This window comes from Gordonia insulae (genome assembly GCF_003855095.1).
GTDB lineage: Bacteria > Actinomycetota > Actinomycetes > Mycobacteriales > Mycobacteriaceae > Gordonia > Gordonia insulae.
In genome coordinates this window covers 5,784,147-5,804,953 of sequence record NZ_CP033972.1, presented here as the reverse complement: position 1 = coordinate 5,804,953, position 20,807 = coordinate 5,784,147, and the positions used below count along the sequence as shown (strand labels likewise).

Here is a 20,807-nt window from a genome sequence, read left to right as displayed (position 1 = left end):
ACCCGCCTACAACCGACGCACCCTGCACCTCGACACCATCGCCGCCTGAGGTCTCGATACACCTCCTCACTACGTTCGTCGGCCACTCGACCAGCGGCCGGCGAAGAAAAGGCACTGCCGCGCAGCGCATTTCTAGGCCAGCAGATCGTCGAGCGCGGTCTCGTCGAAACCGAGCATCGGCGCGATACGGCCGATCGGGAACGACGACACCATCATCAGGATCGTCGGATCGAGGTCGTCGACGCCCATCGTCGACGCGATACGGGACCTCAGCGCGGGGCCGGCCGTCGGGTGATCGAGAACCTCACCGAGTGTGGACGACGCCGAGATCGGAACGGTGCGTTCGTCGCCGGCCACTGCGACGCCGGCCGTCAGCCTGATGTCGCGACTCGACGCGCCGACCTGCACCTGATACTCGCCGCCCTCGACGACCCAGCCGTCGACGACACGATCCCAATACGCCAGTTCGGATCGCGCGATCTCGATGTCGAGCCGACGGTGCTCACCTGGTTCGAGATCGGCGATGCCGACCGCCTTGAGTTCACGCGGTGGTCGGGCCACCACCGACTTGTCGAGGCCGATGTAGACCTGCGCGATCGCGCGGCCCGGCCGTTCACCGGTGTTCGACACCGTCACACCGACATGAAGCCCATCATTTTTCTCGGCAACCGAGATATCGTCGAATTCAATTGTTGTATAGGATAATCCATGTCCGAACGGATACCGCACCGGCAGCCGGCGGGCGTCATACCATCGGTAGCCGACGAACACACCCTCGCCGTAGCGCACATGCAACTGCTCCCCCGGGAAGTCAAGGAACGCCGGACTGTCCTCCAGCCGTAACGGTATCGTCTCCGCCAGCCGGCCCGAGGGGTCGACCAGTCCGTAGAGGATATCGGCGATCGCGCCTCCCCCGGCCTGGCCGAGCAGCCATCCCTCCAGCACCGCGGGCGCCTCGTCGACCTCGTCGAGATCGACCACCCCACCGTTCGAGAGCACCACCGCCGTACGCGGATTCGCTTCGATCACCCGGCGGAGCAGGTCGAGTTGCGGGGCGGGCAACGTCCAGTCCGCACGGTCGAAACCCTCGGATTCATCGTCGTCGCCCAGACCGAGGAAGACCACGGCGACGTCGGCCTGCCTGGCCGCGGCGACGGCCTCATCAACCATGTCCCCGTCGACCGTGTCCCCGTCGGAGTCGGTTGCACCGAGCGCGAATCCGGGCGCGAACGTGACCCGGTCCGTTGCGGCGAGTGCACGCATCTCGTCGAGGGCCGTGTCGAGCCGGAACGGGTTGATCTTGGAACTCCCGCCACCCTGATAGCGCGGCGTGCGGGCGAACTCGCCGATCACCGCCACCGAGGTGGACCTGCTCAGCGGCAGCACGGGGCCATGACCGCCCACCGGATCGTTCTTGAGCAGGACCGGGCATCGGCGCGCCACCTCTCGTGCCAGACGGTGATGGGCCTCATGGTCGTAGGTCGCCCCGTCGACAGCATTGTCCGCGGCCGCGAGCGCGAGTTCGACGACTCGGCAGGCGGCGGCCTCCAGGGCTGCCGCGGTCCGTGCGTCATCCGCGGCAGCGGCCCGAACGGCGCCCGGACCGCGGTCACCGCTCGACGGCATCTCGAGATCGAGGCCCGCGGCCAACGCCGCGACGCGGTCGTCGACAGCCATCCAGTCCGACACCACCAGACCGTCGAATCCCCAACGGTCACGCAAGGTCTCGGTCAGCAGCCAGTGGTTCTCCGTCGCGTACACGCCGTTGATCCGGTTGTACGACGCCATCACGGTCCACGGCTGCGCAGCACCGACGATGTGTTCGAACGCCCGGAGGTAGATCTCGTGCAACGGGCGCTCATCGACGTCGGCACTCACCCGGAGACGCTCGTGCTCCTGATTGTTGACCGCGAAGTGTTTGACCGACGTCCCGATCCCGTGGCGCTGCACACCCCGAACCAGTGCCGCGCCGATCCGGCCCGTGAGATACGGATCCTCGGACAGGTACTCGAAGTTCCGTCCGCCGAGTGGTGACCGCTTGATGTTGACGCCGGGTCCGAGGAGGACTCCGACCCGCTCGGCGATGCACTCGACGCCCAAGGCATCCCCGACCCGTTCGATCAGATCGGCGTCGAATGTCGATGCCATCCCGACTGCGGGCGGAAAGCACACGGCCGGAACCGAATCGTTGAGACCGAGGGCATCTGCCGAGCCGCCCTGCTTGCGTATGCCGTGCGGTCCGTCGGTCAACATGACCGGCCTGACGTCGACATCGGACAGTCCCACCGTGTACCAGAAGGACGCCCCGGTGCCGAGAGCCGCCTTGTCCGCGACGGACAGACCCGCGACGATCTCGGTCGCGCGGGCGTGGTGATCGATTGGGCGTGACGGACGGGACGAGGCGGGCGACGACGGACGCGACGACGATGACGGACTCGGCATGATGCCAGCCTGCCCGAGCCCGCATCTCGATTCAATGTCCCCGACGATCGGCGATCGCCTCGGGCTGTATAGTGACCCGGGCCACACTCGTAGACGAGGAAGGTTGCGCTGATGACGGTTACCGACGAACGCGCGGACGATCCGAACATCGAGTACGTCAAGACCGATCCGGACCTCCCACCCGTGGCGATCATCGATCGCTCACCGATGACGCCGGCGAAGAAGATCCTGTTCGCGATCATCGGCCTGATCGGCGCGGTCTCCTGGGCGATCGTCGCCTTCGTCCGCGGCGAGACGGTGAACGCGGTGTGGTTCGTCCTCGCCGCGGTCTGCACCTACGTCATCGCCTACCGCTTCTATGCGCGGATGATCGAGATGAAGGTCGTCAAGCCGCGCGACGACCACGCGACACCCGCCGAGCTGCTCGACAATTCCCGCGACTACATGCCCACGGACCGTCGCGTGTTGTTCGGGCATCACTTCGCGGCGATCGCAGGTGCCGGACCGCTGGTGGGTCCGGTCCTCGCCGCGCAGATGGGCTATCTCCCCGGCACCATCTGGATCATCATCGGCGCGGTGTTCGCCGGGTGTGTGCAGGACTATCTGGTCCTGTCCATCTCGACCCGGCGACGCGGACGCAGCCTGGGCCAGATGGCGCGCGACGAACTCGGCGCCTTCGGCGGTACGGCCGCCATCGTCGCGGTGTTCGTCATCATGATCATCCTGATCGCCGTCCTCGCGCTGGTCGTCGTCAACGCGCTCGCGGAAAGCCCGTGGGGCGTGTTCTCCATTGCGATGACCATCCCCATCGCCCTGTTCATGGGTGTCTACCTCCGCTACCTGAGGCCCGGTCGCGTCAGCGAGGTGTCGATCATCGGTGTGGTGCTGCTGCTCGGCGCGATCGTCGCGGGCCGCTACGTCGGCGAATCCTCGTGGGGGCAGGACTGGTTCAGCCTCTCACCGGTCGTGCTGAGCTGGGCGATCATCATCTACGGCATCGCGGCCGCCGTGCTACCGGTGTGGCTGCTGTTGGCTCCCCGCGACTACCTGTCGACGTTCATGAAGGTCGGCACCATCGCGCTGCTGGCGGTGGGCATCCTGCTGGTCCGTCCGGTGATGGAGGCGCCGGCCGTCAGCGACTTCGCATGGAACGGCCAGGGCCCCGCGTTCGCCGGGACGCTGTTCCCGTTCCTGTTCATCACCATCGCGTGCGGCGCGCTGTCCGGATTCCACTCGCTCATCGCATCGGGTACGACACCGAAGATGCTGGCAAAGGAAGGACAGGCCCGCATCATCGGTTACGGCGGCATGCTGACCGAGTCGTTCGTCGCGATCATGGCGCTGATCACCGCATGCATCCTCGACCAGCACCTCTACTTCGCGATGAACGCACCGAAGGCCGTCACCGACGGCACCGCCGAGGGCGCCGCCGAGTATGTCAACGGCCTCGGCCTCGGCGGCACGCCGGCGACCGCAGAGCACTTCCAGCAGGCGGCCGAAGGGGTCGGCGAGGCGTCGATCGTGTCGAAGACCGGTGGCGCGCCGACACTCGCCATGGGAATGGCCGACACGTTGCAGGAGGCGATCGGCGGCGAACAGCTCCGCGCCTTCTGGTACCACTTCGCGATCATGTTCGAGGCATTGTTCATCCTGACCACCGTCGACGCCGGCACCCGGGTGGCCCGGTTCATGCTCTCCGACGGCATCGGAAACCTGCCCGGCGCAAAACGTTTCAAGGATCCGTCGTGGCGGCCCGGTGCCTGGTTGTGCACCCTCATCGTCTGCGCACTCTGGGGATCGATCCTGCTGATGGGAGTCACCGACCCGCTCGGCGGCATCAACACCCTCTTCCCGCTGTTCGGTATCGCCAATCAGCTGCTCGCCGCGGTCGCCCTCACGGTGGTGACGGTGGTCCTGGTCAAACGCGGTCAGCTGAAGTGGGTGTGGGTCTCGGGTATCCCGCTCGTCTGGGATCTGATCGTGACGATGACGGCATCGTGGCAGAAGATCTTCTCGGACAACCCTTCCATCGGATACTGGGCCCAGCACCGGGCATTCGTCGACGCCAAGGATCAGGGGCTCACGACGTTCAAGACGGCGAAGTCCGCCGACGAGATCGACGCGGTCATCCGCAACACGTTCATCCAGGGCACGTTGTCGATCATCTTCGCCGTGTTGGTCCTGATCGTCGCGATCGTCGGCGCATACATCTGCTTCCGGTCGATTCGTCTCGGTGGGATGCCGACGACCGAGGACGAAGCCGTGCCATCGAGGATCTTCGGGCCGAGGGGGCTCATCACCACCCCCGCGGAGAAGGCGCTGCAACGTGAGTGGGACGAGTTCGAGGCGGCGCGCCCGGTTGCCGCCGATTCGTCGACCGGGACGAGGTCACCGTGATCGAGACGCTGCGCCGGGGCGCTGCCGCCGTGTCCTGGTACGTCGGCAGCGTGATGGGCGATCGTGACTATCGGCGCTACGTCGACCACACGGCTCGGATACACCCGGGCGAACCCGTCCTGTCCGAGCGCGAGTACTGGCGGCGTCGGTACGCCGAGCAGGACCGCAATCCCGGCGCCCGGTGCTGCTGACGCCGAACGGCTTTCCCGCGTGATTGCGCGGACCCCCGACCGGGTACGCCCGTCGAGAAGGCGAGTCCACCGCGATCGCGTGGGCCACCCACGATCGACGGGAGGAGAATCGGCGTGTCCGAGAAGCAGCGCAAGATCGCGGCATCACTCGTGGAGCGGGCCGGCCGGACGTATGCCGACGATGCGGGGATCACGCTCAAGGACACCCCGGCCCCACTGTTCCAGCTGTTGGTCCTCGCACTCCTGCTGAGCGCCCGCATCTCGGCCGACATCGCGGTCGCGGCGGCCCGGGAACTGTTCTCGGCGGGTTACCGCACGCCGAGGAAGATGGCCGACGCGCAGTGGCAGAGTCTGGTCGGTGCCCTCGGTCGCGGCCGTTACGTCCGCTATGACGAGAGCACCGCGACACGGCTGGGGGAAGCCGCGCGCAAGGTCCTCGACGACCATCACGGCGATCTCCGCAACCTGGCCGAGTTGTCGGACCGGGACCCCGCCCGCGTCACGACACTGCTCCAGGAGTTCACCGGGATCGGCCCCGTCGGCGCGGACGTGTTCCTGCGCGAAGTGCAAGCGGTGTGGGAGTGGGTCGCACCCTACTTCGACGAGCGGGCACTCGCCGTCGCCGATGAGCTCGGATTGCCGGCCGATGCCGTGGCGCTCGGCCGTCTCGCAGACGGCGATCCCGCCGTACTGGCCGCCGCCCTCGTCCGGGCCTCCCTCGACCACGAACTGCGTCGGGATATCGGCTGAGCGCTACTCCCGCCACCCCGAAAATGGTGTGACCGGTACCACAAATCAATTGTGTCCTTCATCACTGCTGACCGAATTGCAGATGGTGCACCGCCCCGGGCAATTCGCCGCCATGCGCAGGCAATTCACCGGAATATCACCGGTGTTATCCAGCCGTGATCCGAATCCCGCAGGTCACTGACCTGACGTGACCTTTCTGTTACCAGCTTGTACCGTCGCCCTCGGTCCGAAGATCAGCTGCCCAGCCCGCTACGGGGCGGCGACAGGAGGAACGAAGACCATGACCATGAAGAAGCTTGCTGTCCGCGCCGGAATCGTCGGCGTGATGTCCATCGCCCCGCTCACCATGGTGACCGCCAACGCGTCGGCCGCCGGCAACTGGGACGCAGTCGCCCAGTGCGAGAGCGGTGGCAACTGGTCCACCAACACCGGCAACGGCTACTACGGCGGCCTGCAGTTCTCGCAGAGCACCTGGGAGGCCAACGGCGGTTCCGGTAACGCCGCCAACGCCTCGCGTGAGGAGCAGATCCGGGTGGCCGAGAACGTCCTCGCCACCCAGGGCCCCGGCGCCTGGCCGGTGTGCGGCGCCAACCTCTGATCTCTGCAGAGCGCATTCCGCGTGATCGACCCGTGAGCCGGGCCGAGCGTCACATCGACGCCTCGGTCCGGCTCACGTCGTCAGATGCACCCGGATGTCGCGCACCGATCAGCCGCGCGATCATCGGGAACAGCAACACCGTGGTCGCGCCCGCGGCGACGAGGGTGGACGCGACCTCGACCGACATCAGGTCCGACGCCATGGCGACCTGGGTGACCGCGACGATGATGGGCAGGCCCGTCGCCGCATAGAGCGCCAGCTGGGCGCGTTCGTGACCGAACTCGAGATTCGCCCCGTGCTCGACGTAGCGTTCGCTGAACCAGACCGGTAGACCCCGGGCCACGCCGATCGCCACGACGAGGACGGCCCAGAAGCCCGGCTCACCCAACACCGCCGCGATGTCGATCCCCATCCCGGACGTGACGAAGAAGACCGGGATGAAGACCCCGAATCCGATCACCTCCAGCGACGACCCCACGGCTTTCTGCTCGGGTCCGATCAGGCGCCGCAGGATGAGTCCGGCGGCAAACGCACCGAGCACGACGTCGAGGTCGAACACCGCCGCCACCGTCATCAGCGAGACGAGCAACAGGATCACGATGCGCACCGGAAGCTGGATCGTGCCCCCGCGCATCACCGTGACCGCGCGCCGCACACCCGGCAGCCGCGCGACGATCCGTTGCGGCACGACACCGATGATCACCGCGGCGATGCCGAAGAGCACCAGGACCAGCAGCGCCCCGGGGAGGTTGCGGCTGGTCAGCAGTAGTGACATCGCCAGGATCGGCCCCAGCTCCCCCACCGCGCCGTGTGCCATCACCGAGCGGCCGAGTGGGGTGTCGAGGAGGCCTGCTTCCCGCAGGATCGGCAACAGGGTGCCCAACGCCGTCGACGTCAGCGCGATGGCCACCGCGACGTGGGTGGAAAAGCTCTGCGACGACACCGCGAGTGTCACCGCGCCCCAGGCGAACACCAGTCCGACCAGCCAGGTCAGTCGCGCGACGCGACCCGGCTTGCCGCCCAACAACTTCGGATCGAGCTCGTAGCCGGCCAGCAGGAACAGCAGACCGAGTCCCATCTGGCTGATGATCGCAACATCTCCGGAGTCCGCCCAGCCGAGCATGTTCGGGCCCACGACCATCCCGAGCACCAACAGGACCACCGCGTCCGGGATGTACCCCCGTGACAGGCGCGAGATGAGCGGTGAGATGACGGCCACCACCGCGATCCAGAAAAGCGAGATGGTCGCCGACGCGTCCACCTCGGACGACGCCTCCGCGAGCAGGAACATGAGGACATCCTGGCACAGCGGGCGACTCGTCCTGCCAGGCGATCTCCGGCCCACCCGGTTCCCGACCCATCCGGGCACAGCCACCACGCGAACCACCGTCGGAACACCGTGATCGACGACAAGCCGGAGGTAGAAAGCATGAGCAATCGCGCACGAGGCCGTCACCGCGCACCGAACCCGCACCGCCGCATGGCAACCCTGGTCGCCACCGGATCTGCGCCGGTCGTGCTCGCCTTCGCCGGGGCGGGCGCGGCGTCCGCAGCGCCGGCGGCGCCGGCACCGATGCCGTTACCGCACCTCCCGGCGCCGCACCTTCCGGCCACACACCCCGCCGTCGCGCCACAGCCGGTCGCCGATCGCGAGAACCCTGCGCCGGCCCCGCAACGGACCGGGCGGGGCACCCGGCCGCTGACCCAGCAGCCCCTCAAACCGCTCGACCTCGCGTCGCTGCACGCACCGACACCCGTCGCGCCGGTCCGCCCGATCGCGCCGGCGCCGGGCACCGTCCGCGCCGGGGATCTGCAGGCACCGGCGCCCGGCTGGCTGACCCCGCAGCAGACCCGCCAGGTCAACGACGCCGCGGCCGGCGCCGAGGCACAGGTTGCCGCCGCGGGCGACTCGATGGGACTCGACCCGGCCCGATCGGACCGGGTCGCCGCGACCACCGTCGCCGACGCGACGACCGGCGCCGCGATCGCGACCGCCACCGTCGGCGCGCCGCTGGCCACGGCGGGAGCCCTGGTCGGCGGGGTCGCCGGCCTCGTCGCGGGTGTGCCGTTCCTGCCCGCCGGGCTGGTGGCGGGTCCGATCGCCGGCGCCGCGATCGGTGCCGCGGTGACCGCGGCGCCGTTCACCGCGATCGGTGCGGGTGTGGGCGCCGGTGTGGGCGTCGCGCGCGGCCTGGCCGAACCGCCGCACCGGTAGATCGTCAGGCTCCGGGTCGGGCGCGGCGGTGCCCACACTGTGGATCACCGCACACGCCCGACCTGACCGGCGGGTAGATGAAAGGGTTGGAACCGACGCCCTCAGCCCGCGATTGGAGCCGCACGATGGAAACCCTCGACGACCCGGGAACGGTCGAACACTCCGACGACGAGTCGTCCGAGCGCATCAGTCTGTCGATGTCGCTGCTGATGACGCCGGACATGGCGAACTTCGCGGGCAATGTGCACGGTGGCACGTTGCTCAAGCTGCTCGATCAGGTCGCCTACGCATGCGCGAGTCGCTATTCGCGCCGCTACGCGGTGACACTCTCGGTGGACCGGGTCATCTTCCGGGAGCCGATCCGGGTGGGTGAGATCCTCACGCTCACGGCATCGGTCAACTACACCGGGCGGACCTCGATGGAGGTCGGCATCCGGGTCGACACCGAGGATGTCCGTACCGGCCAGCGCCGCCACACCAACAGTTGCTATTTCACGATGGTGGCCACCGACGACGGCGGGCGTCCGCATCCCGTTCCCCAACTCGTGCCGGAGACCGACGTGCAGAAGCGACGCTTCCGGGAAGCACAGGAACGGCGGACGGCGCTGCGTTCGGCGCAATGAGCCCGGGTGGTGAGGCCCGAGCTCCGACTCATCCGGCCATCTTCAGGCCGATCACGCCGCCGATGATCGCGACGATACAGAGCACCTTGACCACGCTCACGGTTTCCTCACCGGTGATCATCGCGTAGACGACGGTGAGGGTGGCGCCGATCCCGACCCAGACGGCGTAGGCGGTTCCGGTCGGCAACGAGCGCATGGCGTACGCGAGTCCGCCCATGCTGGCGATGAGCGCGACGCCGAAGATGACGCTGGGCACGAGACGGGTGAAGCCCTCGGACTTGCCCATCGCGGTCGCCCAGATGGCCTCGAGAACGCCGGATACGACGAGAACGAGCCAGGACATGATGGTGACCTCCAGAGCCACCGTCTTGTCGCTGGCCGGGTACGGCGGGCTCGTCCGGTGTGTCCCATCGACCCCACCACCCTAGCAACGTTCCAGGTGGGGCCGAAATTCGTCACTCGGGCGGCGAATGGTCCCCGGGAGCATCGTCCCCGGGAGCATCGTCCTCGTCGAGCGCACTGACCGTGATGCCGTACGGCAGGAACCGCACCTTGCGCCGCGGATCGGTGTTGTGCTTGTTCGCCCGTAGCGCATCGAGTTCGTTCGCGTACACCTGCTCGACACGGGCACCACCGTCATCGCTGACGACGAAGACCGCCCAGACACCCGTGCCGGTCTCGCCCGCGGTCTCCGGTTCCCGGTGTGTCCGTCGGTCGGTGTCGGAGAACATGGCCGACCACGATCCCTGGCCGCCGGGGCTGGCCAGGAACTTGCCGACCATGTCGCGGACTCCGTCCGTCGCCTCGCGGGCGAACCGGTCGAAATCGTCCGGGCTCATTCCGAATGGTCCGTTGTTCTCCGCCATGAGAGACCTCCTGGTGCAGCGGGACGGCTGCGATGCCGTGTGCCATCCAGTCTCCACAGGATCGGGAGTTCCCGCCACCAGGCCGATCGGTCGGACGCCGTCACGCGAGGCCGGCGTCGTGGATGAGGATCGCGACCTGAACACGATTGGCCGTGCCGAGTTTGGTGAAGATGTGCGAGATGTGCGCCTTCACCGTCGCCACACTCATGTAGAGCTCGGTCGCGATCTCCGCATTCGACGCGCCCCTGGCGAGGCAGATCGCCACGTCGCGCTCCCGGTCGGTGAGCGCTGCGAGTTCATCGCGTGCCCGTGTCGACCGGCCCGCCCCACCGTCGCCCGCCACGACCTGCTTGATCAGCGCCGCCGTCACCGACGGGCTCAGCACCGGAAGTCCTTGCAGCACATTCTTGATCGCCGCGACGATGTCCTCGGGTGCGGTGTCCTTGAGGAGAAAGCCGTCGGCACCCACGGCCAGCGCCCGGACCACGTGGTCGTCGGCGTCGAAGGTGGTCAGCACGATCACCGACGGCGGGTCCTCGATCGATTTGAGTCTCGCGGTCGCGGTGATCCCGTCCATCACCGGCATCCGGAGATCCATCAGCAGCATGTCCACCGGGTCCGCGGCGTGACGGTCGATGGCCTGCTGGCCGTTGCCCGCCTCGGCGACCACGTCGAGGGCCGGGTCGCCACCGAGCAACAGCCGCAGACCGGAACGGACCAGCGGGTCGTCGTCGACGATCATGATGCGGGCGGCGCTCATGTGCTCCACGGTAGCCAGACGTGCAGGACGAAGTGCCGATCGTCGGTCCGCAGCGCCGACTGCCTTCCACCGCTCAACGCGACCCGTTCGGCCACGCCGACCAATCCGAGCCCCGATCTCGGCGGCAGGTCAGTCGGGTCGGTGCGCAACGGCAGCGGGTTGTCGACGAGCAGGTCGACACCGACATCGGGGTCACCCTTGATCCGCACCGTGACCGCCGCGGCCGGTGCGTGTTTACGCGCGTTCGTCAACGCCTCCTGCAGACATCGATACAGCGTGCGGAAGCGCGCGGGTGCCATCGTCGCGAGGTCCGCCGAGCAGGAGTACTCGATGCGCGTACCACCCGCCCGGCCCTCCTCGATGAGGGCGTCGAGATCCTGCGGAACCGCCTGCGGCTGTTCGGGATCGGCATCACCCGGACCCTCGCGGAGGACCCCGAGCACCTCGCGGAGCTCGGTGAGCGCGAGATGAGACGTCTCCTGGATCGTCTGCGCGGTCTCCTTGACCTGTGCCCGATCGAGGTCGTCACGATAGGCCAGCGCGCCGGCGTACATGCTCACCGTCGAGATCCTATGGGCGAGAACATCATGCATCTCGCGAGCAATTCGTGCACGTTCGACCGACCGGGCCCGGCGGACCTCGGCTTCCTGCTCGGCCTCGGCCAGGATCGCCCGCTGGCGCCAACTCGCGAACAACTCACGCCGCGACCCGATGTACATGCCCCAACCGATCATCGTGGCCAGCACCGCGAACAGGATGCCGTACCGCAGCAGCGCCGGCTCGTTGACGTCCGGCACGTTGAAGAACTCTTCGCCGAGGACGCCGCAGACAGCGGCGAGCACCGCCTGCGGGATGATCTCGCGCCAGTTCCGGCGCGTCGAGAGCGAGACCATCGCCAGGATGCCGGCACCGGCCGAACTCGCCGAGATGATGCTGGCGAGGTTGCCGATCGTGGCCACCGCCACGGGATGGGAACGGCGCCACCACACCACGACGTAGGTGAGCAGTCCGACCGAGAGGTCCGTCACGAACCACCAGCGGGCGTACTCCCACTGGTATCCGGCGCGGGTACCCCAGGCGACCCCGGAGATCACGAGCATCAGCACCAGGCGCCAGGTGTGACTCCACCACGTCAACGGCGGTTGGTAGTCGTCGGGGCGCACACCCCTACCGTAATCGGGGCGATGTCGGGGTCACCTCATACTCTCGACCACACCGGCCTACGACTTTGGTCGGACATCGATCTGGCCTCCCGCCCGATGTGGCGGCCTGCCTGCTCCGGCGACGATGGTCACCATGATCACCGTCGAGCACCTCACCAAGAGATATGGCGACCACACGGCCGTCGACGACGTCTCGTTCGCCTGCAAGTCCGGACAGGTCACCGGATTCCTGGGGCCCAACGGCGCAGGCAAGTCCACCACGATGCGCATCATCGCCGGGCTCACGCCTCCGACATCCGGCTCGGCGACCGTCGACGGGTTCGCGTACCGCGACATCCCGAATCCGTCCACCCAGGTCGGTGTCCTGCTCGACGCCTCGGCCCAGCACGCCGGCCGCACCGGCGCGGAGATCCTCCGACTCAGTGCGATGACGATGGGCGTGCCGCGATCCCGCGTCGACGAGATGCTCGAGATGGTCAGCCTGACTCCCGACGAGGCCGACCGCCGGGTGCGCAACTACTCGCTGGGTATGCGTCAGCGCCTCGGCATCGCCAACGCGCTGATCGGTGATCCGCACATCCTGATCCTCGACGAACCCGCCAACGGACTCGACCCGGCCGGCATCCACTGGATGCGCACCCTGCTGCGGGACTACGCGAACCGTGGCGGCACCGTCCTGCTGTCCTCACACCTGCTGCACGAGATCGAGATCATCGCCGACGAGATCCTCGTCATCGGGCAGGGGCGGATCGTCGCGCAGGGCACGAAGGACGAACTCCTGGCCACCAACGGCGCACGCGTCCGGTCCCTCGACGACACGTCACTGGCAGACGCGTTGTCACGCAGTGGTATTCACGCTCAGCCGGCCGACGGCGGCGGCTTCACCACCGATGCCACGCCCGAGGACGTCGGGCGGGTCGCCGCAGCCACCGGCATCGCCCTCATCGAACTCCGGCCCGGTGACGGCGCCCAGCTCGAGGAGATGTTCCTGCAACTCACCCAACAGACCCAGCGCGAACAACCAGTCCCCCAGGGAGTCCAGTGATGAGCACCCCAGTCCGGAACGTCGCGGTCCCGAACACCGCAGCGGCCGATCGTCGGACCGCCCCGATACCGCTGGCCCGCCTCACCGCGGTCGAACTACGCAAACTCGTCGACACCCGCGCCGGATTCTGGCTGACCGCGTCCATCGGCGTCATCTCCGTCGTGGTGGCCGTCGCGATGCTGATCGCCGATCGCAACAGTCCGGAGAATCTGGGCTTCGGTGAGTTCTTCGGCATGATGAACATCCCTACGGCGATCATCCTGCCGGTGCTGGCGATCCTCCTGGTCACCGGCGAGTGGAGTCAACGCAACGCACTCACCACATTCACCATGGAGCCCCGTCGCGAGCGGGTCGTCGCGGCGAAACTGTCGGCCGCGCTCATCGCCGGTGTCGGAGCCGTGGTGGTCGCGCTCGTCCTCGGCGCGGTGGGCAACGTGATCGCCGGGATCATCTACACCGATCCGGCCGGTGCCTGGACGTTCACCGCGGCAGGCCTGGTGAACTCGTTCGTGCTGCAGATGTTCGGCCTGCTCCTCGGATTCGGATTCGCCGCGCTGATCCTCAACACGCCCGGTGCGATCGTCGCGTACTTCGCACTGCCGACGGCACTTTCGCTGATCACCGAGCTGGTGCCGTGGTTCAAGGACAACCTCGGCCAGTGGATCGACACGTCCACGACCAACATGCCGTTCCAGTCGGGCGACTGGGCCACCGGCGGCGAGTGGGCCAGACTCCTCGTGTCCGCAATCGTGTGGATCGCCATCCCATTGACGCTGGGTGTGATCCGCGTGCTGCGCTCAGAGATCAAGTAGACCAGGCCGATTCGAGCCAGGCCGACCTGATCACTGTGCGCCACCGCCGGCCGGCGGGCCCACCCCCCGAGGGGCTCGTCGGTCGGCGGCTATACGTCTGACGCCGCCCAGTCCAGCACCCGGTCCACCGGCCAGGTGGTGACGATGCGGTCGGCATCGATACCGTGCTGTTCGGCGCGCTGTGCGCCGAGCGATGTGAAGTCCAGCTGACCCGGGGCGTGCGCGTCGGAATCGATCGCGAACAGGCACCCCAGGTCGCGCGCGAGCTCGATGAGGTCGTCGGGTGGATCGACCCGCTCGGGCCGCGAATTGATCTCCACCGCCGTCCCGTGCTCGGCACACGCGGTGAACACCGCTCGGGCATCGAACACCGATGGGGGTCTCGAACCGCGACCACCCGTCACCCGTCGGCCGGTGCAGTGTCCGAGCACGTTCACCCTCGGATCGGACACCGCGGCCACCATCCGCCGCGTCATCGGGGCGGCGTCCATCCGAAGCTTGGAATGCACCGACGCCGTGACGATGTCGAGTCGTCCGAGCATCTCGTCGGTCTGGTCGAGGGTGCCGTCGTCGAGGATGTCCACCTCGATCCCGGTCAGTATGCGGGCGCCGTCGCCCGATTCCCGGTTGAGCTCGCCGATGTCCTCGAGTTGCTGCGCGAGGCGTTCGGCGCTCAACCCGTTGGCGACCGTCAGACGCGGTGAGTGGTCGGTGATCGCCAGCCAGTCGTGTCCGAGTGCGGTTGCCGCGGCCGCCATCTCCTCGAGCGATGCGCCACCATCACTCCATTCGGTGTGCGCGTGCAGGTCGCCGCGTACGGCACGGTAGATCTCCTGGCCGCCGCCGGCGAGCGAATGGGGTGCCGACGCCTGCAGGTCCGCCAGATATCCGGGTAGTCCACCGTCGACCGCCTCGACGATCACCGCCGCAGTGGTCTTCCCGATACCGCTGATGTCGGTCAGCGTGCGTGCCGAGGCCTTGCGGGCGAGCTCGTCGGCACCCACCCGCCGCGCCGCCCGCGCCGCCTTACGGAACGCCTCAACGCGATAGGTGCTCTGTCGATCGCGTTCGAGCAGCCACGCGATCCGCGTCAGCGCCACCACCGGATCCACCGGCGCATCGAGCGCGGCGAGCGGATTCACGGTGACTCGCCGACGTCCGCATCCTCGCGGGCCTGTGCCTCGTCGTGGCGGCGATGCAGGCGGTCCCGCACGTCGTCGGCGCTGTAGGCGTTGCGCTGACGTTGATCTCGGGCGACCATCACCCCGCCCGCCGCGACGCCGACGGCCCCGGCCAGACCCACCCATTTCCATGCGCTGTGCATGGGTCCGAGGATAGTGGCTGATCTACGCTGCTCTGGTGAGCAGAGGAAAGGGCGTGCCCGCCGACCGGGGAATCGGCCTGGACGAGGCACTCGACGTCACGCGCACCGGCGACATCTGGCTCTTCCGAGGCCGCTCGGGACCCGACCGCGCCATCCAGGCGCTGACCAATGCGCCGGTCAACCACGTGGCGATGACGGTCGCGATCGATGATCTTCCCCCGCTGCTCTGGCACGCGGAGCTGGGCGACAAGCTGACCGACGTCTGGACCGGCAGCAACCATCGCGGCGTCCAGCTCCACGACGGGCGGGAGGCCGTCGTGCAGTGGATGGACCGCTACGGGCAGGACTGCTGGCTACGCCAACTGACCCCCGATGTCACCACCGCACAGGAGGACGACCTCCTCCGGGTGATCGCGCGACTCGACGGCACACCGTTCCCCGCGACCGCCCGACTGGCGGGGCGCTGGTTCCGGGGCCGGATGCCCAACAGCGTCGACGTGGTCCGCGGCGTCCCCTACCTGGACCGATTGGCGCGTGACCGGCGCGCGAAGCGTCGCGCACACACCGTGGGGCTGCAGGCCGCCTACTGCGCGGAGGTCGTGGCGATCACCTATGCCGAGATCGGTCTGCTCGACGCGACCAAGGACTCCAATTGGTTTGATCCGGGCCGGTTCTGGAGCGGCGACGTGCTGCCGCTGACTCCCGGGTCCGTCCTCGGTGAGGAGATCGTGGTGCGTCGGTGACGTCGGCCCGCCGCCGTCAGAGCGCCGCCTCGACCGCCGACCGATCGAGTTCGGGGTCGGTGCCCGGGACGTAGCCGGGCTCGGTGTGCGAGACCGTCGTGCCGCCTGCCACCCGGCCCCGCGCGGCAGTGAACTCCGGCGCCTCGCCCATCGTGGCGTGCAGCCCGTTCAACGCGGTCCACACGACGCTGCGTCGGGCTCGGCGCTCGATGGGGTTCGGTGACCGGTGCATCACCAGTTGAGCGGCCCAGTCCGGCATGGTGTCGCGGATGGCCCAGTCGAGCGCGGCCTGAGCGGGATTGGTGAGGTTGGCACCGGTGGCGATCGCATTGCCGTGCGTCAGCGCCAGTTTCGGCAGGTATTCGGCGAGGCACTCCAGCGTCTCGGCCTTGGTGGTCGGCAGATCGGCGCCACCGAGGGCATGTCCGACCCGCACGAATTCGCCGTAGTAGCGGTCGAGGTCGTCACCGCGCAACGGCTTCGGATGATAGATCTCGTGCGCGGTGGCGATCCCCCACACCACCGTGGCGTAGTTCCACCGCAGCCACGCCGGATCGTCGGCGTCGTAGGCCAGTCCGTCGGGACGGGTTCCCTTGATGGTGTGGTGCATCGCCCGCACCGTGCGGGCCAGTCGCTCGGCGGTCTCTGTGGATCCGTATGCGGTGCCGATGAAGAACGCCACCGAGTGGCCCAGACGGGTCACCGCGCCGGCGGGATCGATGCGCCCGGTCGGCTCGCCGTCGTCGGTCTTCTCCACCAGACGGGAGTGGTGCACGCCCATCCAGAAGATGCTCGGGTCCAACCGCTCCAGGTAGGACGCGCACTGTAGGCCGAAGATGAGCGCAGGCGTGTGCGCGTGCACATGCCACGTGGCGCTGTCCGGACCGAACCACCCCGGGTCACCGACCGGATCCGCGAATTCCATGCCCCGGAAGTACTTCGCCCGGATGGTCGCATCGAAGCGACCGTTGAGCCAGGTGCCGGCCCACTGGTGCGGCAACGGAAACGGCAGCGGGTCGAACCGGGGCAACACGTCAAGAGAGATCGACATCGGGCACGTCCTCACGGTCGGGTATTGGTCACGGTTGTGACCAGAATACGTTCTGGTCACGGTTGTGACCAGAACCTGTTGGAATCTGCACAGCGGCGACGTACGCTGATCCGATGTCGAGCACCACCCGGTGGGCCGGTGTCCCCCTCACCGACCGCCGTGCGGAACGTCGGGGTCTGCTCGTCGATGCCGCGTTCGCCGTGTTCGGCGAGACCGGCGCGGCCGGGGTGTCGGTCCGGTCGGTCTGCCGCGAGTGCGGCCTGAACAGTCGCTACTTCTATGAGAGCTTCACCGACACCGATGCGCTGCTCGGCGCCCTCTACGACATGGTCGCGGAGGAACTGGCCACCGCGGTCGAGGCGGCCATGACGGCGCAGAGCGGTTCGATCCGCGCGCGCACCGCGGCCGGCATCCGCGCGGTGCTCGGATTCTGCTCCGACGACCCGCGACGCGGCCGAATCCTGTTCACCGAGGGACGGTCCCACCCCGTGCTCACCGCGCGTCGAGCCGCCACCCAGGACCTCTTGATGGAACTCGTGTTGACCGAGATCACCACGGAACAGAACGCGGATCCACTCACCGGCCGAGTGGTGGCCACCCTGTATACGGGCGCGATGGCCGAACTCGCCCAGCAGTGGCTCGCCGGTCACCTCGGTGACGACCTCGACGCCGTGGTGGATCGAGCGGTTTCGCTTGTCCTGCGCTGAGTCACGCGCCGGACGGCAGCTGCCCGTCCCGGAGTTCCTCGGAAAATGCTGAGATTCGCCCGGCGAATTGCCAGGAAACCGGAGGCTCACCTCTTGCATTGCTCTCATACTGGCCGGGCAATGTGGTGTCGTGAACGAACCTCATCCGACCGATGGCGACCAGAGCCCGGTAACCGAACCCCTCACCCAGCAGGGGCCTTTCGCCCATCCCCAGTCGACCACCCACCCCCAGTCGACCTACCCACCCACCGCATACCCACACGCGCAATGGGATTCGACTGCGGCCGGCGCGTACCCGCCGCCGTCCGCCCCCAGCCGAGCCCGCGGCGGGATGACCAAGCCGATCATCGCCACCGCGCTGCTGGCCGGCCTCATCGGTGGCGCGGTGGGCGTCGGTGGCAGCGCGCTGCTCGATCGCGGCACCAATCCTTCGGTGCCGGTGCTCAGTTCGCAGCCCGCATCGGCCGCCAACGCCGCCGACGTCAAACCCGGGTCGGTGACCTACGCCGCGCAGGTCGCATCGAAATCGACCGCGGACATCAAGGTGAACACGTCGCAGGGCACCGCCGTGGGCAGCGGGATCATCCTGTCCCCGGACGGGTACGTGCTGACGAACAACCACGTCGTCGCGGCCGCGGGACAGGGCAGCGCCATCACGGTCACCACCGGCGACGGCAAGACCCACACCGCCGAGGTGACGGGCACGTCGCCGTCCTACGACCTCGCGGTGATCAAGCTCGCCAACGCATCCGGGCTCACCCCGGCAACACTCGGTGATTCGAGCGGACTCCAGGTCGGCGAACAGGTCGTCGCGGTGGGCAGCCCCGAGAACCTCTCCAACACGGTCACATCGGGCATCGTCAGCGCTCTCTCGCGCACGGTGACCGCGGGCGACGAGAGCGGTTCGGGCCTCACCGTCTACAACGGCCTGCAGACCGACACCCCGATCAATCCCGGCAACTCCGGCGGCCCGCTGGTGAACCTGCAGGGTCAGGTCGTCGGCGTCAACTCGGCGGTCGACACCGGCCAGGGCGGCAGCGGCGGCGTCCAGGCCTACGGGCTGGGCTTCGCCATCCCGGTCAACGCGGCCAAGCGGATCGCCAACGAGTTGCTGCAGGACGGACAGGCGATGAAACCCGTTCTGGGCGTCCAGGGTTCGCTGGCCTCGGCCAACGGATCGGCGACCGGCGCGCAGGTCGGCGGCGTTCAGGCCGGCGGCGCAGCCGCATCGGCCGGCATCAAGAACGGCGACGTGATCACCAAGGTCGGCGACACCCCGATCAGCGACTACGCCGACCTGATGGCCCAGATCCTCACCCATGCACCCGGCGAGACCGTCCCGGTGACGGTGGGATCCGGCAACGATGCCCGCACCGTCCAGGTGAAGCTGGGCAGCGCGGTCGACAAGCAGCAGACCACGATTCCCGAGTCCGGCGGCCAGTCGGACGATGGCGGCAGCGGTCAGGGCCGGACACCGTTCGGCGGCAGCCCCTTCGGTCTGGTGCCCTGAGCGCACACGGGTCCGAGCACCTGAACACCTGAGAACCCCGGGGAGCGGGGCGGCTCCGTCGGTCTGTTGACCGACGGAGCCGTTTGCGCGTTGCGGGTCCGGCGCGGCCCTCAGCCGACCGTGATGGCGTCGAGCCGCTCCTTGATGAAGTCACCCGAGACCACCGGCGGGAGTCCGGCACGCGTCCCTACCGGCGGCTCCAGTGGCGTCACGACGGCATCGTGATCGAGTTCGTAGAAGAAGATGAGCGACACCAGGTCCTCCTCCGGCGCGTCCGGTTGCGGCGGCAGGACACGATGACGCCCGGCCGGCCACCGTCCGCCCGACCAGTATTCGAGCAGGTCGCCGATGTTGATCGTCAGCGCGGCCGGATCGTAGGGCGCGTCGGCCCAACCGACGTCGTCGCTGTAGACCTGCAGGCCGCCGGCGCCGGGTTCGCGGTCCAGCACGGTGACGGTGCCGAAGTCGGTGTGCGGACCGATGCGGAACTGTCCCGGCTCGGGCTCGCCCACCACGGCCATCGGTGGATAGTGGTTGATGTTCGACGTCCAGGTCGCATTTCCCGCCAGCCCCCGGAACGGATTGTGCTCGCCGACCAGCCCGAGCGACGCCGACATCAGGACGAGCAACTCGTCGGACAGCGCCTTCACCTGCGCCGTCCACGCGGTGAACAGCTCGCGCAGCCGCGGCTCCTCCGCGGGCCAGACGTCGGGGGCGAACCAGTAGTCGTCGATCTCCGGGATGCCCACGGGTGTCTGGGCGCCCGAGTTGTAGGTCTCCTTCAGATCAGGCGGTGTCTCGGTGCCCTCGGCATAACCGTTGGCCTCCATCCCCGGTCCGATCCAGCCCCGGCCGCCGACACCGACGGAGTACCGGTCCTTGACCGTCGCGGGCAGAGCGAAGAAGTCGCGGGCAGCGGCCCGCAACGCGGCGGGTAGTCCGGGGTCGATGCCATGGCCGGTGACGAGCAGGAACCCGGCCTTCTGCAGCGACTCGTCGACGGCGGCGCACACCTGATCGGCCGCCGCTCCCCCGCCGCGCCACGCTTCGAGATCGATGGTGAGGATCGGACTGTGGCTCATACGATTTCTCCTTCGGGACCGGCGACGCCGATGTCCTCGTTCCACAGCGCCGGATCGGCGGCGATGAAGTCGGCCATCATGGCCACGCAGCGATCGTCGTCGACGATGGTGACCGTCACGCCGAGGTCGGCGAGCCACTCCTCGCCGCCGCCGAAGGTGCGGTTCTCGCCGATCACGACCGCGCCGATACCGAACTGGCGGATGAGGCCGCTGCAGTACCAGCACGGCGCGAGCGTGGTCACCATGATCGTCGACGAGTAGTCGCGTTGCCGCCCCGCCGCGCGGAAGGCGTCCGTCTCTCCGTGCACCGACGGATCATCGTGCTGTACACGGCGATTGCGGCCCTCGCCGAGCAGTGTCCCGTCGGCGGAGAAGAGGGCCGCGCCGATCGGGATGCCACCCTCGTCGAGTCCGATGCGGGCCTGTCGGTACGCGGTTTCGAGGAGGACGGCCGGATCGAGCCCCGGGACGGCGTCGGTACGGGTGGTCATGACGATCAGCCTGCCGTCGACCTCCCGATGCCACAAC

The 20,807-nt window shown here is 68.2% G+C and carries 22 protein-coding genes and 1 riboswitch; of the genes, 11 read left to right on the top strand and 11 right to left on the bottom strand.

Features of this window, described 5'->3' with window-relative positions; translation table 11 throughout:
* Positions 1-132: 132 nt before the first annotated feature.
* Positions 133-2,442: a glycoside hydrolase family 3 C-terminal domain-containing protein gene (locus D7316_RS26245; RefSeq protein ID WP_124710867.1), complete on the bottom strand. Its 2,310-nt coding sequence runs from the start codon at positions 2,440-2,442 to the stop codon at positions 133-135.
* A gap of 111 nt (positions 2,443-2,553) precedes the next feature.
* Here D7316_RS26245 and D7316_RS26240 point away from each other — a divergent pair, with 111 nt between their 5' ends.
* From D7316_RS26240 to D7316_RS26225, 4 genes are all read left to right on the top strand, one after another.
* Complete coding sequence (locus tag D7316_RS26240; protein ID WP_124710866.1) at positions 2,554-4,839, top strand: carbon starvation CstA family protein; 2,286 nt, start codon at positions 2,554-2,556, stop codon at positions 4,837-4,839.
* Positions 4,836-5,030 (top strand): YbdD/YjiX family protein, encoded by a 195-nt coding sequence (locus tag D7316_RS26235; protein ID WP_124710865.1) that lies wholly within the window; start codon positions 4,836-4,838, stop codon positions 5,028-5,030. The genes D7316_RS26240 and D7316_RS26235 overlap by 4 nt, the downstream gene beginning before the upstream one ends.
* Before the next feature lie 114 nt (positions 5,031-5,144).
* The gene (locus tag D7316_RS26230; RefSeq protein WP_197718304.1) at positions 5,145-5,780 is read left to right on the top strand and encodes an HhH-GDP family DNA glycosylase; all 636 of its coding nucleotides are present in this window, start codon (positions 5,145-5,147) and stop codon (positions 5,778-5,780) included.
* A gap of 280 nt (positions 5,781-6,060) precedes the next feature.
* Positions 6,061-6,378 (top strand): transglycosylase family protein, encoded by a 318-nt coding sequence (locus D7316_RS26225; RefSeq protein ID WP_124710863.1) that lies wholly within the window; start codon positions 6,061-6,063, stop codon positions 6,376-6,378.
* Between the two features lie 49 nt (positions 6,379-6,427).
* On the opposite strand, the gene D7316_RS26220 is transcribed toward D7316_RS26225, so the two are convergent.
* A complete protein-coding gene (locus tag D7316_RS26220) occupies positions 6,428-7,669 on the bottom strand; it encodes a cation:proton antiporter (protein ID WP_124710862.1) in 1,242 nt (413 codons plus the stop codon).
* Positions 7,670-7,807: 138 nt separating this feature from the next.
* Between D7316_RS26220 and D7316_RS26215 the strand changes: the two genes are divergently transcribed.
* The gene (locus D7316_RS26215; protein WP_124710861.1) at positions 7,808-8,593 is read left to right on the top strand and encodes a hypothetical protein; all 786 of its coding nucleotides are present in this window, start codon (positions 7,808-7,810) and stop codon (positions 8,591-8,593) included.
* Between the two features lie 197 nt (positions 8,594-8,790).
* Positions 8,791-9,216: an acyl-CoA thioesterase gene (locus D7316_RS26210; protein ID WP_456298025.1), complete on the top strand. Its 426-nt coding sequence runs from the start codon at positions 8,791-8,793 to the stop codon at positions 9,214-9,216.
* A 28-nt stretch (positions 9,217-9,244) separates the two neighbouring features.
* On the opposite strand, the gene D7316_RS26205 is transcribed toward D7316_RS26210, so the two are convergent.
* The 4 genes from D7316_RS26205 to D7316_RS26190 all read right to left on the bottom strand — a co-directional run bounded on the left by D7316_RS26205 (position 9,245) and on the right by D7316_RS26190 (position 12,005).
* Positions 9,245-9,559, bottom strand: a complete 315-nt coding sequence (locus D7316_RS26205) for a DMT family transporter (RefSeq protein WP_124710859.1) — start codon at positions 9,557-9,559, stop codon at positions 9,245-9,247.
* A 14-nt stretch (positions 9,560-9,573) separates the two neighbouring features.
* Positions 9,574-9,636: riboswitch (guanidine-III (ykkC-III) riboswitch) on the bottom strand.
* Between the two features lie 35 nt (positions 9,637-9,671).
* Complete coding sequence (locus D7316_RS26200; RefSeq protein WP_124710858.1) at positions 9,672-10,082, bottom strand: hypothetical protein; 411 nt, start codon at positions 10,080-10,082, stop codon at positions 9,672-9,674.
* A 100-nt stretch (positions 10,083-10,182) separates the two neighbouring features.
* Positions 10,183-10,842 (bottom strand): response regulator, encoded by a 660-nt coding sequence (locus D7316_RS26195; RefSeq protein ID WP_232017092.1) that lies wholly within the window; start codon positions 10,840-10,842, stop codon positions 10,183-10,185.
* On the bottom strand, positions 10,839-12,005 hold the full coding sequence (locus tag D7316_RS26190) for a sensor histidine kinase (RefSeq protein WP_124710857.1): 1,167 nt from the start codon (positions 12,003-12,005) through the stop codon (positions 10,839-10,841). The genes D7316_RS26195 and D7316_RS26190 overlap by 4 nt, the downstream gene beginning before the upstream one ends.
* Positions 12,006-12,129: 124 nt before the next feature.
* Between D7316_RS26190 and D7316_RS26185 the strand changes: the two genes are divergently transcribed.
* The gene (locus D7316_RS26185; RefSeq protein WP_124710856.1) at positions 12,130-13,050 is read left to right on the top strand and encodes an ABC transporter ATP-binding protein; all 921 of its coding nucleotides are present in this window, start codon (positions 12,130-12,132) and stop codon (positions 13,048-13,050) included.
* Positions 13,050-13,862, top strand: coding sequence for an ABC transporter permease (locus tag D7316_RS26180; RefSeq protein WP_124710855.1), 813 nt, complete (start codon positions 13,050-13,052; stop codon positions 13,860-13,862). The genes D7316_RS26185 and D7316_RS26180 overlap by 1 nt, the downstream gene beginning before the upstream one ends.
* 89 nt (positions 13,863-13,951) lie before the next feature.
* On the opposite strand, the gene D7316_RS26175 is transcribed toward D7316_RS26180, so the two are convergent.
* Positions 13,952-15,004: a PHP domain-containing protein gene (locus D7316_RS26175; RefSeq protein ID WP_124710854.1), complete on the bottom strand. Its 1,053-nt coding sequence runs from the start codon at positions 15,002-15,004 to the stop codon at positions 13,952-13,954.
* Positions 15,001-15,186: a hypothetical protein gene (locus D7316_RS26170; RefSeq protein WP_124710853.1), complete on the bottom strand. Its 186-nt coding sequence runs from the start codon at positions 15,184-15,186 to the stop codon at positions 15,001-15,003. Before D7316_RS26170 ends, D7316_RS26175 begins: the two co-directional genes overlap by 4 nt.
* 35 nt (positions 15,187-15,221) lie before the next feature.
* On the opposite strand from D7316_RS26170, the gene D7316_RS26165 reads away from it, so the two are divergent.
* The gene (locus D7316_RS26165) at positions 15,222-15,929 is read left to right on the top strand and encodes a guanylate cyclase (protein WP_232017091.1); all 708 of its coding nucleotides are present in this window, start codon (positions 15,222-15,224) and stop codon (positions 15,927-15,929) included.
* A gap of 16 nt (positions 15,930-15,945) precedes the next feature.
* Here D7316_RS26165 and D7316_RS26160 read toward each other — a convergent pair whose 3' ends face one another.
* Entirely contained in the window at positions 15,946-16,980 is a 1,035-nt protein-coding gene (locus D7316_RS26160; protein ID WP_124710851.1) for an oxygenase MpaB family protein, read from the bottom strand.
* A 113-nt stretch (positions 16,981-17,093) separates the two neighbouring features.
* Between D7316_RS26160 and D7316_RS26155 the strand changes: the two genes are divergently transcribed.
* Together D7316_RS26155 and D7316_RS26150 are read left to right on the top strand one after the other, a co-directional pair.
* Positions 17,094-17,687, top strand: coding sequence for a TetR/AcrR family transcriptional regulator (locus D7316_RS26155; RefSeq protein WP_124710850.1), 594 nt, complete (start codon positions 17,094-17,096; stop codon positions 17,685-17,687).
* Positions 17,688-17,817: 130 nt separating this feature from the next.
* Positions 17,818-19,197: a S1C family serine protease gene (locus D7316_RS26150; RefSeq protein WP_232017090.1), complete on the top strand. Its 1,380-nt coding sequence runs from the start codon at positions 17,818-17,820 to the stop codon at positions 19,195-19,197.
* Between the two features lie 110 nt (positions 19,198-19,307).
* On the opposite strand, the gene D7316_RS26145 is transcribed toward D7316_RS26150, so the two are convergent.
* A complete protein-coding gene (locus D7316_RS26145) occupies positions 19,308-20,279 on the bottom strand; it encodes an isopenicillin N synthase family dioxygenase (RefSeq protein ID WP_124710849.1) in 972 nt (323 codons plus the stop codon).
* The gene (locus D7316_RS26140; RefSeq protein WP_124710848.1) at positions 20,276-20,770 is read right to left on the bottom strand and encodes a nucleoside deaminase; all 495 of its coding nucleotides are present in this window, start codon (positions 20,768-20,770) and stop codon (positions 20,276-20,278) included. Before D7316_RS26140 ends, D7316_RS26145 begins: the two co-directional genes overlap by 4 nt.
* Positions 20,771-20,807 lie beyond the last annotated feature (37 nt).